Genomic DNA, 13,846 nt, shown 5'->3' with positions numbered 1-13,846 from the left:
AATATCATTTTACCAGCTGGCTGGTTTATAATAACCATTCTAACGAATTGAATTTTATTAACCCCTAAAAGCTAATTGCCAAAAGCCAAGCGCTAAAGGCCCGGAGATCAATGAGGTGAAAATACCTTTTTGGTGATTTTCAAAAGGCGCTTCTTCACTCAAAGCTTTCAAAGACTCATGGCAATAATGCCTCATCCGATGCAATTGAATCAAAAAAAAACACAGGATTCGACAACAGACACCATTGCTGCGCACCCGTAAAATTATGTATTTATTATGGTTGGCTTTTCAAGTAACTTTAAAAAATAGTGGCACATTGTTTGTGTTAGGTAAGCCATCATTCAAAAAAATCGCAACCAAAAATTGAACAGGTACCTATGACCGGAGTATTCTATTACGCGAACAGTGACTTGATGCTGCAAGTCAAATATAGTCAAGAAACCAATACCCTCCTCTATTCCTCCCATCGGAAAATTTCCGACCATGAGCGAAAGATAATCGAAAACCATATACCGGCAAACGTTGCTGTCGAGTCGCGTCTGGCCACTTTTTACTATCTGGGCATTAATTACAAGCTAACTCAAATATTTGGTCTGCTGAGTTTTATTCAGCCGTTCGAAAGCGACGTAACCATTTCTGATAAAGCGATCGAGCATTTAATAAGCGCAAATAAAGAACTCATTTCACAATTAGATTGTCCAGATTGATCTTGGTTTAATCGAAAGTTTGAGAACCAATTAAAGGATCTGAAATTTCGAAGACATAAATACCGAGCAATCCCAAAATACCGACAATAACTAAGTAATAGATTGTGGGCAAGATTGTTTTTCGCAGCACCGGGCCTTCCTGACCGAGCAGACCCACGGTTGCGGAAGCGGCCACGACGTTGTGAATCGCTACCATATTACCGGCAGCCGCGCCCACCGATTGTAGAGCAACAACCAGTGCACCGGAAATAGCCAGGCTCTTGGCAACGCTGTATTGAAAAAGACTGAACATCAAGTTACTCACTGTGTTGCTGCCCGCGATAAAGGCGCCGATGCAGCCGATCACCGGAGCAAAGAACGGCCAAACTCCGCCAACTGTGTCGGCAACCCAGGCTGCCATGGCGACCGGCATACTCGACAGTCCCAACTCGTTGGTTCCGGAGTTGATATAAATCCGGACCATCGGTACTGTAAAAATCAATACAAACCCCGCGCCCAATAGAATTTTTGCCGAATCTTGCACGGAGGCTTTTAATTCTGCTGTTGTCATTCGGTGCAGGAAAAAGGTCACGATAACTGAAACAATAAAAATGGTACCGGGTAAGTAAAATGGCTGCGTGGAAGCTGTGATTCGTGTTCCAAGAACGTCACTCCATTGTAAGTTCACGGTTTTCAAAATGTGGCCAATGGGCAGCTGAGGCAGGCGGCTTAAAACCAGCAAAAAAGCGACCAGAATGTAGGGCGCCCAGGCTAACCATATTGAAACGGATTTGTCGTTGTCGCTATCGAGCTTAACTTTCAGTTGGCCTGTCCAATCTTTGTCCCAGGTCTCAACCGGTGCAAAATCCCAGCTATCTTTCGGAAGCAAAAAACGTTTACGAGCCGCCATCGTTACAATTGCCAGTCCTGTTAAAGCACCGAGCAAAGAGGGAAACTCTGGTCCGAGAAAGACTCCGGTTAAAGTGTAAGGCACGGTGAAAGCCAGCCCCCCGAAAATCGCAAACGGCGCAATTGAAAGCCCTTCGGTCCACGAGCGGTTTTTTCCAAAGAAGCGCGTCATCATCATAACCATGAAGAGCGGAATGAGCGTGCCGGTGATGCCATGCAGAACAGCCGCTTCTGCCCCGATGAGTCTTAAATAGCTGTCAAAGTTCGTCCCCACCGCAGTAAGTTGGGCGCTAAGCTCGGGGCTTTCGAGACCGCCTTTTACACCGACAAGAATCGGCGTGCCAACCGCGCCGAACGTCACCGGCGTCGATTGAATCATCATGCCGATCATGACGGCCGCCATTGCCGGAAAACCGAGTGCGACCATCAGCGGTGCAGTAATTGCCGCCGGTGTGCCGAAACCGGCAGCGCCTTCGATGAACGCCCCAAAGAGCCAGGCGATAATCACAACTTGAACCCGGCGGTCGCCGCTTATTTTGGTAAAACCTAAACGAATGGTTTTAATGCCACCTGAGTGTTTCAAAGTGTTTAGTAAAAGAATTGCACCAAAAATAATGTAAAGAATGTTGAATGTGATGAAGAGTCCTTGAATGGTTGAAGCCATGATATGGGAAAAGGGGACTTTCCAAACTGCAAAAGCGATGACAGCAGAAATGACATAAATCGCCGGCATCGTTCTTTTTGCGGGCCAACGAAATCCGATGAGTAAAACGCCTGCCAGAAAAATTGGAGAAGCGGCGATCAGCGCCTGGATAGAAAGGGGCATTATTTAAAAACTTCTTGCAATTCGTTTTTTAATTAAATAACATTTGGTTGACTTCTTAAATTAAAAATACATTTAATTTTTAAATTTGCAATGAAAATGTACAGTATGAGTCCCAGTCGTTCCTTAAAGGAGTTCTGCAAACAGGACGCCGGGAAGACTAAGTAGCACATAACTCACAGAGAAAAAAAATAAATAAATGAGAAGATAAGGAAATGCAGACATGGAACTATAAGAGATATTTGGCTTCTGATTCACCCAGCGCAGCCTTTGGCCGCACCCAAATAACGCTAAGGAAGAATCACCCGAATTACACAAGAATTTCAATTATTCAAATTTGCGTTAATTTGTGGAATTCGTTGTTACTCTTGTAGTAAGGAATCTGCGGCAATAGAACTTTGCCAAAAATAGAGTGTTGCAGATTTCTTGTGCAGATAACACCCAGATTTTGATCTGATTAAGGATCCGTTCTTTAATTTCTTAAAATTTGTTTTAATCTGTGGGGTATTAAAAATTTTGCAAAAAAAATGCAAACCTTCACATGTAATAGCATAAGAATACAATATAGTTTTACTTCTAAATTTCAACTCAACCTTGTAAAAGGCGGTATCATAAGAAAATAAATTGAATCTTTGAGTTCTTTGTGATTCTCTGCGTCCAATAAATTTTAACGATCGTCACTTTTTAAAGAATTAAGAGCTCATGTTTTGACTTTCCCAAACAATAAGGAGATGATTTATGTCGAAAGAGTTCAAGCACTTCGAAACGAAACTCATTCACAGCGGTGAACCGGATCCTCGAATCAACGGCGCGGTCAGCATGCCGATTTATCAATCGGCCATGTTTGAGTACGCTGGTGAGGCTAGCTATCATGATTTAAAATATATTCGTTTAAACAACACGCCAAACCATATAGCGCTGCATCAAAAGTTAGCAGCTTTGGAAAACGCTGAAGCGGCGCTCGTAACCGCGAGCGGCATGGCCGCGATTTCAACCTCGCTGCTGACCATACTGTCTTCAGGCGACCACTTGCTCGCACAAGATACCCTTTACGGCGGCACTCACGGTTTGATAACAGAGGATTTTGTTTCTTACGGCATTTCGTATGATTTCATCGACGGCGACCAACCGGAGACCTGGAAAGCAAAACTGAAACCAACTACAAAAGCGATTTACGTGGAATCGATGACCAATCCGCTTTTGCAAGTCGGCGATCTCAAAGCGATTGTGCGGTTTGCCAAAGCACATAATTTAATTTCAATGATCGACAATACATTTCCGAGCCCCTATAATTTCCGCGCGGTTGATTTCGGTTTCGATATTTCCCTACATAGCTGCACGAAATATCTCAACGGGCATTCGGATATCGTTGGCGGAGCGGTGATTGGCAGCCGAGAACTTATCGAGCAGATCACACACAAACTTAATCATCTCGGTGGCTCCATGGACCCGCATGTCTGCTTTTTACTGCACCGCGGCGTCAAAACCCTGGCGGTGCGCATGAAACACCAGAACGAAAGCGCACTCAAAATCGCAAGATTTCTGGAACAGCACTCAAAGATCACTACAGTTAATTACCCGGGCTTGGAAAATAATTCAGGGCACCAGCGTGCGCGTGAGTTGTTCGACGGTTTCAGCGGTATGTTGAGTTTCGAATTAGCAGGAGGTCTTGAAGAGGCCGAGCGGTTTATGAAGAACACAACTTTACCAATTATTGCCCCAAGTCTCGGCGGCGTTGAGACCCTTTTAACCAGACCGGCGATTACGTCACACGCGGGTATGACCCCGGAAGACCGGCAGCGGCTTGGCATTAAAGATAACCTGATTAGAATGTCCGTCGGTATTGAGTCGACGGAAGACATTATTGCGGATTTTGAGCAGGCCTTGAAGTAATATTCAAAAATAAAGTTCATAATTTAATAATTGTGGTTGAACAAAAAAGAACCGACTATAAGTATATTTTGGTGGCAAGGTTTTCATGAGAACAATTACAAATCAAAATCCCATCACATCATTTATTCTAACGACTTTTTTTATTTCTTATATTGTCGGGTAATTTTTGCTATCCTTTTGGGTCTAGTTGAAAAAAAACTGGGATTGACAGACAAACCATTTTCGGGCGTTGTTGCAAAGTACGGTCCGACCCTTGCCGGCTTTATCACGGCCTACTCCATGCAAGGAAAGGATGGGCTAAAAAAGCTTTTTTAAAAGGGAATAAAACTAAACCGGAGTTTTTCCTTAACTGCTTTAGCGCTCATTGGCCCGCCAATTATTCTGATTATTTCTTCAGATATGTCTGGACTCAATAAAAATGGAGATTCCTTTTCCGTTTCCTGGATTTGGATTTTCTTGCAGCTTTTGTTGTTCAAACTGTTTTTAGGTGGTGGTTTCGGGGAAGAGTTCGGGTGGCGCGGATTCATGCTTTCTGAAATGACCAAGAAATATAGATATTTGTACTCAACTCTGGTCATCGGAGTTGTTTGGGCATTATGGCATTTACCAGCGTATTTCCTTAGTAATAAAGGTCAAGAAGATCCGTTGTTACCTTTTTTTATTCAGGTAATCGCGTTTTCTTTTATATTCACCTGGTTTTATATGAAATCCCGTGAAAGCGTACTGATTGTAGCGATTTTACACGCCTCATTTAATGCTTCCATGACTTTGATAGAGAAAGTTTACCAGGTTGATCTTTTGAGTGAAAACTATACTGCCTATTATTGGATTTTTACGGGTTTGATGGTACTTTTAGCCTTGATAGTCTTCTTTCAAATTGGGGTTGCTGACAAAGGAATGGTCTTAACAAAAGAAGAAACTCCCAACGGACTATTTTAGATTTTAAATTATCCTCAAGAGAAAATTGCATTGCATGCAAATTATAGAATGGTTAAATTCAAGCAGTTTCAGAATTTCTGGTATAAATAAAACTAGGGCGTGACCCGAATCGTGGTCATCGAAGTTTGGAGGGTTTGAAGCGCACCGGGCGTCCGCGAAGAACATTCCGTTATGAGAACAAGTGATGGAAGTTCTTGCAGGGCCGCGGTAGGTGGAATTCATTTGGAGATAGCAAAATGGCTGATATTTTTCATCACTTTCCCATTAAGGCAACGCAGCAAAAAGTATTTGAGGCAGTATCCACGCCGAAAGGCCTCGACGTTTGGTGGACAAAGCGCTCGTCGGGGGAACCGTTAAAGGGAGCAGTATACGAACTCTGGTTTGGTCCTGAATACGATTGGCGAGCGGTGGTTTCCCAATGTGTTCCGGACACCGAGTTTGAATTGGAACTCACCGATGCGCTTGAAGATTGGCAAGGAACGCGTGTGGGCTTTCATCTCGAGGAAAAAGAGGGCATCACTGAGGTGCGGTTTCACCATTTGAGTTGGCCTGAAGACAGCGAGCACTATCGCAGTTCATGTTACTGCTGGGCGATGTACCTCAGACTACTCAAACGATATGTCGAACATGGTGAAGTGGTGCCGTATGAAGATCGTCTTGAGGTGTGACGATTTTAATTCAGTTTGGTTTTGATCAATTCGCCTGCTTTTCCCCAATCCAAATCTTGCACGCGATCAATAGGCTCGCAGAGCTCCGTCAAAATCGTCTCCTGAATTTTGCCCCGCTCGAGAGCCACAGAGTAGGGGACACGATGGAATGAAACCATCGAATATTTTGGGATAAATTTCTCCGGGTACTTCTCCTCAAGAGCAAACTCCACTTGTTTTTTTAAAGCAAACTTCGGGTCAGCGACTTGGTCGCGCATTTCAAAATAGTTTCCTAAAGAAAGCTCAGCGATTGCATCGGTATTGATCTTCCTGAGTTTTTCAAACTCCTGAAAAATTTTCTGCCAATCATCTCTGTGTTTTTCGGCGCATTCATCCAATACCGCGCAATCTTCGAAACCGCAATTGATCCCCTGTCCGAAAAAAGGTACGACTGCGTGGGCAGCATCCCCCAACAAACAAGCTTTGTGGGCAACATGCCAGGGTTGGCAGCGAATCGTAGCCAAAGCGCCGGTTGGATTGGTGAAGAAATCTTCCACCAGGGTTGGCATCAATTCGACCGCATCTGGGAATTGTGCTTCGAAAAAAGCTAAAACCGCCTTTTCCGTTTTGAGGCTTTCGAAGCTCGGGTCACCTTTCATTGGAAAGAACAGGGTGCAGGTAAAACTGCCATCCAAATTGGGCAGAGCGATGAGCATGTAGGACCGCCGCGGCCAGATATGTAAGGCGTTCTTTTCTAATAAGAATCGGCCATCGGCAGCGGAGGTGATAGTGAGCTCTTTGTAGCCGTGTTCCAGATCATCTTTTGTAAAGTTGCCATCCAGTGCCTTAGCCATTTCGGTGCGAATAGCAGAGGCGGAACCATCCGTCCCGATTACAATTTCAGTTTGTTTTATCGAATCCTGATTTGTGATTTCATCACGCAATTTAAGTTCGCGGCTTTCGAAGTCGATTCCTGTACATTTTTGGTTGAAATGAAATTCAACTCCGTGTTGCTCAGCCGCGCTCATTAGTTGCATGTTCAACTCAGCGCGGGAAACCGAGTTGATGACTTCCGATTCTTTGCGGCCATATGGAACTAAATTTAGTTCTCCCGTCAGCGAATGCAGCATGCGGCCTTTCATCGGGATGGCAATTTGCATGATTCTGTTTTTTAATCCTACCTTTTCCAAAGCATGCAGCCCTCGGGCAGACAAAGCAAGATTGATCGAGCGACCCGCACTGATTTCAGTCGAGCGCATATCTGGCCGGCGCTCGAAGATTTCGACTTTGAATCCGCGCCTTGCTAAATAGATAGAGAGAAGCGAGCCTGCTAATCCGGCGCCAATGAGGGTTAGTTTTTTGGGGGACATTTAAAAAAGCGTTCGTGTGTTCGAGTTTTAAAAGTGTTAGAGTTGTTGAAATTCCTCAGAGAATATTTGGGTAAAATTATAAACATCCTCAAATGTGTTATAAAGCGGCACCGGGGCAACTCGAATCACATCCGGTTCACGCCAATCGCAAATGACACCGCGTTGTTTTAATATTTCGTAGAGCGACTTGCCTTTTTGCATCACTCTTATAGAAAGCTGACACCCTCTTTGATTGGGTTCTCGAGGCGTCAAAATCTTGATTTCGTCGCTTTGCATTTGGTCCAACAGAAATTCGAAGTAACCGGTGAGCTGCTCACTTTTTGCACGTAGTTTTTTCACGCCGACTTTGTCGATAATGTCCATGGAAGCTCTCAGGACCGCCATCGGTAAAATCGGCGGGTTGCTGAGCTGCCACCCTTCAGCGCCGGGAATGGCGTCGAAATCCGGACCCATCTGGAAACGGGTTTCTTTATTTTGCCCCCACCAGCCGGCAAAGCGAGGCAACTCGAAATTGTTAGCATGTTCCTCGTGCACAAAGCAGCCCGCGACACATCCCGGACTGCCATTTAAATATTTGTAAGAACACCAAACGGCGAAATCGACATTCCAATCGTGCAGGTTTAAAACCAGATTTCCGGCAGCATGTGCCAGATCGAAGCCAACGATGCAATTTTTTGCATGTCCGGCCATTGTGATGCGCTCCATTTCAAATGCTTGTCCCGAATAATAATTGACCCCCCCCAACATAATAAGGGCAATTGAGTCGCCATCTCTTTCAATAAAGGCTTCGATATCTTCCGTGCGAATATAGCTTTCGCCATCTCTTGGAGAAAGCTCAACGAGACTTGCATGCGGATCAAAGCCGTGATGTTTTATTTGCGACTGTACGGCATATTGATCCGAAGGAAAGGCGTTCGCCTCGATAACAATTTTGTGTTTGGTGGGTGTGGGCCGATAAAAGGAAACCATCATCAAATGTAAATTCACTGTGAGCGTGTTCATAACCACCACCTCGATAGGCTTTGCGCCAACCATACGCGCGGTTTGTTCGGTCAGAAATTCGTGGTACGGTTTCCATGGGTGCCGCGCCTGAATGTGTCCTTCGACGCCTAATTTCGCCCAGTCATCTAGTTCCTCGTTGACATAAGCCTTCGCGGTTTTAGGCTGTAATCCGAGGGAGTTGCCGCAAAAGTAGATACAGTCTTCACCATTATCTTGTTTGGGGATGTGGAATTGGTCTCGATATTTTGCCAATGGATCTTTTGCGTCCAATTCTAAGGCAAAGGACCTGTCGGTTTTAAAGGTTGTCATGCGTTTGTTTGTTCGATTCTTGACCCATGTTTAAGTTTTCATTCTTTCTTTATCTTTGAGAGGCGGTAAAGCAGCACGGCGGCCCGTTTCGTTTGTAACGGCAAAGTCCTCAAATCGCCGGTTTCATTGACCGTGTGGTCGTCGGCGCCGCCCAGTCCGAGACCGTCGATGGCCATCTCGACGTGTCCGGCGGTAAACGACACATCTGCGGCGCCTGCCCTCATCGGGTCGACTTCAGTAACGGGGCCAAAGCCGAGATCACGACTGACCTGATCGAAAATCTTGAGCAATCGTCGATTGCCCGCGGTCGGGGCGAGAGGGGGATAGGAATCTCGGAATTTCAACTCGGCAGAAGTTTGGGGCCGGTGCCGGCTCACAATGGCTTGCATGGTCGCTTTAGCGCGCTCTAACTGCGCCGGTGAAATGGTACGAAGATCCCCGGACACGACCACCTGTCCGGCGACGACATTGTTTTTCCCAAATGCGGATCCTCTGTCCTGGGAAGCTTCATAATCGACATCCGTACCACCGAGTATTAAGCCGGGATTGAATGTAAGATACTGCTCGCCGGCTAGCTTTTCGTAAAATGCATTCAGAATTCGTGCCGCTTCATAGATAGCGCCCGCACCGACGTCTTCCCTGAAAATCTGCGATGAGTGTGCCGGCTTGCCTTTTACCCGAAGCGTCCATCCGGTAGAGCCACGCCGCGTCACGATGGCGGTGGTGGGATCACCATCGCCATTCTCGAAGCCAATGGCGATGTCGGCGGCTTTGGCCGCTTCGATCAAATCTTTGCGGGCAAGATCAAGTGGCCGGCCGCTCCGTTCCTCGTCGCCGGTCATCACCACGGTGATGTTCATATCTTTTAAAACACCGACCTCATGCAGCGCCACCAGAGCTTGTACGATGATGACGTCGCCTCCTTTCATGTCGCCGATTCCCGGGCCGCTAGCCGTTGAATCGTCGATGACCTGGAAGCGTTGAAAAGGACTGTCCGCCTCGAACACAGTATCCAGATGGCCGATAAGCAGCAAACGCGGCCCTTTTCCGGTGTGCTCAGCCACGAGATGCCCCGAGCGCTCGAATGCTGTCCCATCCACCCATCGGGTCTCGAAGCCAAGCGCAGAAAATTTTTCCCGAAAGATATCACCAACTTTCTTGACGCCATCGAAGTTCATGGTTCCACTGTTGATGTTCACCACCTGTTCGAGCAGTGCCATGGCGAGATCTTTGTGTTCGTCGACATGTTTGACCAGGGCTTGTTCGATCGATTGTTGTGCCTCTGATTTTGATGGCGAGGCAAAGAATAGAAAAATCGTGAGGAGAAAAAAACGACTCAAGTGGTTTATAGTTTTATTGATCATGATTACCTCAATTTATAGAGAACCGGCCGGCTTGGCGCCGCATCGGCCACAAAATTCGGAATCTGCAAATTTAAAAAATATTGCCCGTCCTCAACTTCATTGGCAACATAAATCATTTCCGTGATGGTTTTCTTGGAATGATTTTTCGGATCGACTTCGTGACTCTCCTCGGGCACACCCCAAAAAATATGATGCGTTGTCATTTTGCCTTCGTCCAATGGGCGGTCAACCGAAGGAAGATCCACCAGCAAATGCTGGACTCCTAAATCGACGATCAACTGCATGGCTTCGATGGAAAAATAGGGAGGAGGCTCTTCCATATATTGCCTCGACATTTTCGAGATGTCGTTCGGCAAAGTCCGAATGATGAACGCTTCCAGAAATTCTTTTGAGTGATCCTCAATCGCTTTGGTTAGTCCATCGCGAGTAATGAGTTTGTCCTCTTTATTTTTTTTATGGCGGCAAGAGTCTCCAGAGCCGAGAGCATCTACCGGCTCTAGAGAAATTAATGTAGCCGGAAACATACTATTCTGCAAAACCCCATGAATTGAGATTCTGTCGAATGCCAGATGGCCGACAGATTCGGTGTGCGTGCCGTTGCAATGCGGAACGAGTTTGTATTCCTCGAAATTACAACTGCCGCCTCTCCTCGTATCCCCAATGAAATTTCCATCTTCGTAAGTTTTGGCTGTAGCATGGGGCACACCGTAAGCATTGGGCTGCTCGCCATGAAAGTTCAATGGAATTGAAATATCGATCGGGCGATCGGTGTCGATTTGATAAGTTTGAGAGGAGATGTGTATGTCGAGTCTCAATGGACGAATCTGCTCTTATCTAAATTCAGCCATTCTAACGCGGAACCCTTAAGCAGCCATTCCTTAGTTGATTCATCTAAATTCGTCATGGATTCAATCATTTTACCCGGCTCCAATTCTCCCAAAGGAAATGGGTAATCCGTGCCGAGGGCGACTTTATCTGCTCCAATTAAATCAATCAACTGATTTAAAACCGCAGGCTCATGTACCAGTGAATCCAGATAGAATTTTCCCAAATACTCTCTTGGATTGACCTTGTTATCAACCGCACAAAGGTCGGGTCGAACATTGAAGCCATGTTCGATGCGTCCAATGGTCGCCGGAAAAGAACCGCCGCCGTGTGCGAAAGCAACGCGCAATTTCGGTAGCCGTTCAAACACTCCGCCAAAGATCATCGAGCAGATTGCCAGGCTGGTTTCCGCGGGCATGCCAACCAGCCACGGCAGCCAATATTTTGGCATCTGTTCTTTGCCCATCATATCCCACGGATGAACGAAAACCGCAGCACCCAATTCTTCAGCCGCTTCAAACACAGCAAAAACTTCCGGCTCATTCAAGTTCCAGTCATTGATATGTGAGCCGATCTGAATTCCCGCCAGCCCCAATTCCTTCACACAGCGTTCAAGCTCCTTGATGGCGAGCTTGGGTGCCTGCATGGGAAGCGTCCCCAAGCCAATAAATCGAGTAGAATGCTCAGCAACAATTTCTGCAATATGATTATTCAGAATTTTGGCCAAGTCGAGGGTGTCCTGCGGTTTAGCCCAGTAGCTGAACATAACCGGAACGGTCGAAAGCACCTGCACATCGACGCCATGTCCATCACACTCTTTCATTCGAACGGGAGCATCCCAGCAGTTGTCCTGAATTTCCCGAAAAAAGTGACCGTCATCGCGCATCATCCGGGCGCAGCCGGTTTTGTGATGGTCGAGATGGATGAATCCCCCGTAGCCATATTTCTCTTTTAAGTCCGGCCAGGTTTTCGGGAGAATATGTGTGTGAATATCGATTTTGAGCATGGTTTTAAAGTGTTTGTGTGTTAAAGTGTTCATGTGTTAACGGACAAAAAACAGGCATTCAGAGTGATCGGTTAAACCACTTTAGCACCTGAACACTCAAGCACTTTTTTCAGTTCGACTTTCCGGTAACCGGCGCATGCGGGTCATCCGCATACGGATTCTCTTCCGCCATTTTCGAAACACTCTGCTGCCAATTATCGGGAAGCGCCATGACCGTGCCGCACTTGTCGCAGGTCCGCCGTTCTTCGGAACTATAAAAATTGTTCTGTACAATTGGAAACTGTTTGACAATATCCTCCAAAAAGAAATATTCCTCATAAAGCAGGTGGTCGCAATTCTCACAAAAATACATGAAGCCGTCGTTCTCGCCTTTCTCGCGGTGCTTCTCGATGATTAACCCGTAGGTGTTCTCAAAGCGCTGGGGCTGGTGCGGCACCTTCGGCGGCAGCAAAAACATCTCGCCCTCTTTGATCGGCACGTCGCGAAATTCCCCATCCACATAAATCCGCACGTTGATGTCCCCTTTGAGTTGTAGAAATAACTCCTCGCTTTCATTATAATGGAAGTCCTTGCGTGTGTTCGGCCCGCCGGAGACCATCACAATAAAAGTGTCGTTCCCTTTGAAAATTGTCTCGTTAGCAATGGGCGGCCGCAGGTGTTCTTTGTTTTCCTCGACCCATCCCATGAGGCTGAAAACGTCGAGCGGTTGCATTACTTTAGCCATTTCTTTCTCCTAATCTTATTAGGTGGTTTTGTTAGTGTTTTTGTAGGGCCGCTCTGGCTCTTTGCCTGAGAAACGGGCAAAGGATCCTGTGCGGGCTTCGTGCGCCTCGTTCCCGATTTCATAATCATGAAAGATTCAAGGAAAGTCGGGACGGGGTCGCACTCCGCAAAAAGCTCTGTCATTTCGAAATGACATCAAACTTCACAGGTTTGTTATTTGTAATTCGTAATTCGACATTGCTTCATATAGTGGCTATACACTTTAACTCAATCGCAATCGGTGTCGGCAAACAATTGATCTCAATCGTGGTCCGGCATGGCTGATTCTCTTTAAAATACTCGGCATAAATGCGATTATAGGTTTTGAAATCATCTTTCATGTTGGTTAAGAAAACCGTCACATCCACCAGCTTATCCCAACTCGAGCCGGCTTCCTCCAAAATAATTTTGATATTCTTAAAAACCGAATGGCACTGTGCTTCGATATCATAGGAAGTCACGTTGCCATTTTCATCCAATTTGACGCCGGGAATTTTATCAGTGCTGGCCTCTCTGGGTCCGACGCCGGAAAGAAAGAGCAGATTGCCCACTTTGCGTGCGTGCGGATAAGCGCCGACAGGTTTTGGAGCTTTTTCAGTCTTGGTTATTTCGCTGCTCATAACTTCACACAAACATTTTTCGGCTCAGTAAAAAACCGCAGCGCTTCCACGCCGCCTTCTCTGCCAAGGCCCGAGTTTTTCATACCTCCAAACGGGGTGCGCAAGTCGCGCAGCATCCAGCAATTGATCCAGATGATCCCGCACTGCAGCAAGTTCGCAACTCGATGTGCCCGGGTTAAATTTTGCGTCCAAATGGTTGCGGCCAGACCGTATTGCGTGCTGTTGGCCTGCACCAAAACCTCCTCTTCAGAATCGAACGGCATGAGCGTCACCACCGGACCGAAAATTTCCTCTTGATTTGTTCGGCAATCATACGGCAAATTTTCAATCACCGTCGGCTCGACAAACCAACCATTTTCACACCTGCCAGTTACCTTTACACGATTGCCACCGCACAGAATCGTACCATTTTCTTGTTGCGCAAGCTCGATGTAACTCAAGATTTTTTCCAGGTGCGGCTGAGAAACGACCGCTCCCAGGTTGCTGTCTTCAGAAAGCGGATCACCGACTTTTAGTTCTTTGGAACGCTCAACGAAGTCATTTTTGAATTTATCATAAAGGGGTCGTTCAATAAAAATGCGCGAACCGCACAAGCAAATCTGACCCTGATTCGCAAACGACGATTGCAGGGTTGTCTCCAGCATATCGTCATAATTGCAATCCGCAAAAATAATGTTTGGGTTTTTACCTC

Annotated in this window: 14 protein-coding genes; 5 read left to right on the top strand and 9 right to left on the bottom strand. The window is 46.3% G+C overall.

Going from position 1 to position 13,846, the window contains the following annotated elements:
* The first annotated feature begins 377 nt into the window (after nt 1-377).
* Nucleotides 378-707, top strand: coding sequence for a hypothetical protein (locus IH879_10075; protein ID MCH7675284.1), 330 nt, complete (start codon nt 378-380; stop codon nt 705-707).
* A gap of 7 nt (nt 708-714) precedes the next feature.
* Here IH879_10075 and IH879_10070 read toward each other — a convergent pair whose 3' ends face one another.
* A complete protein-coding gene (locus tag IH879_10070) occupies nt 715-2,421 on the bottom strand; it encodes an L-lactate permease (protein MCH7675283.1) in 1,707 nt (568 codons plus the stop codon).
* Nucleotides 2,422-3,156: 735 nt separating this feature from the next.
* On the opposite strand from IH879_10070, the gene IH879_10065 reads away from it, so the two are divergent.
* The 4 genes from IH879_10065 to IH879_10050 all read left to right on the top strand — a co-directional run bounded on the left by IH879_10065 (nt 3,157) and on the right by IH879_10050 (nt 5,918).
* The gene (locus IH879_10065) at nt 3,157-4,311 is read left to right on the top strand and encodes an aminotransferase class I/II-fold pyridoxal phosphate-dependent enzyme (protein ID MCH7675282.1); all 1,155 of its coding nucleotides are present in this window, start codon (nt 3,157-3,159) and stop codon (nt 4,309-4,311) included.
* Between the two features lie 177 nt (nt 4,312-4,488).
* The gene (locus IH879_10060) at nt 4,489-4,626 is read left to right on the top strand and encodes a hypothetical protein (protein MCH7675281.1); all 138 of its coding nucleotides are present in this window, start codon (nt 4,489-4,491) and stop codon (nt 4,624-4,626) included.
* Nucleotides 4,627-4,779: 153 nt separating this feature from the next.
* Nucleotides 4,780-5,250, top strand: a complete 471-nt coding sequence (locus IH879_10055; GenBank protein ID MCH7675280.1) for a CPBP family intramembrane metalloprotease — start codon at nt 4,780-4,782, stop codon at nt 5,248-5,250.
* 194 nt (nt 5,251-5,444) lie between these two features.
* Complete coding sequence (locus tag IH879_10050; GenBank protein ID MCH7675279.1) at nt 5,445-5,918, top strand: SRPBCC domain-containing protein; 474 nt, start codon at nt 5,445-5,447, stop codon at nt 5,916-5,918.
* A gap of 5 nt (nt 5,919-5,923) precedes the next feature.
* On the opposite strand, the gene IH879_10045 is transcribed toward IH879_10050, so the two are convergent.
* The 8 genes from IH879_10045 to IH879_10010 form a co-directional block, all read right to left on the bottom strand.
* The gene (locus IH879_10045) at nt 5,924-7,267 is read right to left on the bottom strand and encodes an FAD-dependent monooxygenase (protein MCH7675278.1); all 1,344 of its coding nucleotides are present in this window, start codon (nt 7,265-7,267) and stop codon (nt 5,924-5,926) included.
* A gap of 36 nt (nt 7,268-7,303) precedes the next feature.
* Nucleotides 7,304-8,578 carry a kynureninase gene (gene kynU / locus IH879_10040; protein MCH7675277.1) on the bottom strand — a complete coding sequence of 425 codons (1,275 nt, stop codon included), beginning with the start codon at nt 8,576-8,578 and terminating at the stop codon, nt 7,304-7,306.
* Nucleotides 8,579-8,616: 38 nt separating this feature from the next.
* Nucleotides 8,617-9,942, bottom strand: coding sequence for a M20/M25/M40 family metallo-hydrolase (locus IH879_10035; GenBank protein ID MCH7675276.1), 1,326 nt, complete (start codon nt 9,940-9,942; stop codon nt 8,617-8,619).
* Between the two features lie 2 nt (nt 9,943-9,944).
* Nucleotides 9,945-10,757 (bottom strand): cyclase family protein, encoded by an 813-nt coding sequence (locus tag IH879_10030; GenBank protein ID MCH7675275.1) that lies wholly within the window; start codon nt 10,755-10,757, stop codon nt 9,945-9,947.
* Nucleotides 10,754-11,806 (bottom strand): amidohydrolase, encoded by a 1,053-nt coding sequence (locus IH879_10025; GenBank protein MCH7675274.1) that lies wholly within the window; start codon nt 11,804-11,806, stop codon nt 10,754-10,756. Before IH879_10025 ends, IH879_10030 begins: the two co-directional genes overlap by 4 nt.
* A gap of 76 nt (nt 11,807-11,882) precedes the next feature.
* A complete protein-coding gene (locus IH879_10020; GenBank protein MCH7675273.1) occupies nt 11,883-12,485 on the bottom strand; it encodes a 3-hydroxyanthranilate 3,4-dioxygenase in 603 nt (200 codons plus the stop codon).
* Between the two features lie 253 nt (nt 12,486-12,738).
* The gene (locus tag IH879_10015) at nt 12,739-13,155 is read right to left on the bottom strand and encodes a RidA family protein (GenBank protein ID MCH7675272.1); all 417 of its coding nucleotides are present in this window, start codon (nt 13,153-13,155) and stop codon (nt 12,739-12,741) included.
* Nucleotides 13,152-13,846: aldehyde dehydrogenase family protein (locus IH879_10010; GenBank protein ID MCH7675271.1), on the bottom strand; the 695-nt coding region annotated here is incomplete at its 5' end. The genes IH879_10010 and IH879_10015, both read right to left, overlap by 4 nt.

Source organism: candidate division KSB1 bacterium (assembly GCA_022562085.1).
In the GTDB taxonomy this organism is placed as follows: Bacteria; Zhuqueibacterota; Zhuqueibacteria; order Oceanimicrobiales; family Oceanimicrobiaceae; genus Oceanimicrobium.
The sequence above is the reverse complement of the archived record's forward strand: the minus strand, read 5'-3'. Positions and strand labels throughout refer to the sequence as shown.

Excerpts from the sequence above, each read along its gene's own strand:
- IH879_10075 (MCH7675284.1), top strand. The coding sequence starts at position 378 with ATGACCGGAGTATTCTATTACGCGAACAGTGACTTGATGCTGCAAGTC.
- IH879_10070 (MCH7675283.1), bottom strand. The coding sequence starts at position 2,421 with ATGCCCCTTTCTATCCAGGCGCTGATCGCCGCTTCTCCAATTTTTCTG.
- IH879_10065 (MCH7675282.1), top strand. The coding sequence starts at position 3,157 with ATGTCGAAAGAGTTCAAGCACTTCGAAACGAAACTCATTCACAGCGGT.
- IH879_10045 (MCH7675278.1), bottom strand. The coding sequence starts at position 7,267 with ATGTCCCCCAAAAAACTAACCCTCATTGGCGCCGGATTAGCAGGCTCG.
- kynU (MCH7675277.1), bottom strand. The coding sequence starts at position 8,578 with ATGACAACCTTTAAAACCGACAGGTCCTTTGCCTTAGAATTGGACGCA.
- IH879_10035 (MCH7675276.1), bottom strand. The coding sequence starts at position 9,942 with ATGATCAATAAAACTATAAACCACTTGAGTCGTTTTTTTCTCCTCACG.
- IH879_10025 (MCH7675274.1), bottom strand. The coding sequence starts at position 11,806 with ATGAACACTTTAACACACAAACACTTTAAAACCATGCTCAAAATCGAT.
- IH879_10020 (MCH7675273.1), bottom strand. The coding sequence starts at position 12,485 with ATGCAACCGCTCGACGTTTTCAGCCTCATGGGATGGGTCGAGGAAAAC.
- IH879_10015 (MCH7675272.1), bottom strand. The coding sequence starts at position 13,155 with ATGAGCAGCGAAATAACCAAGACTGAAAAAGCTCCAAAACCTGTCGGC.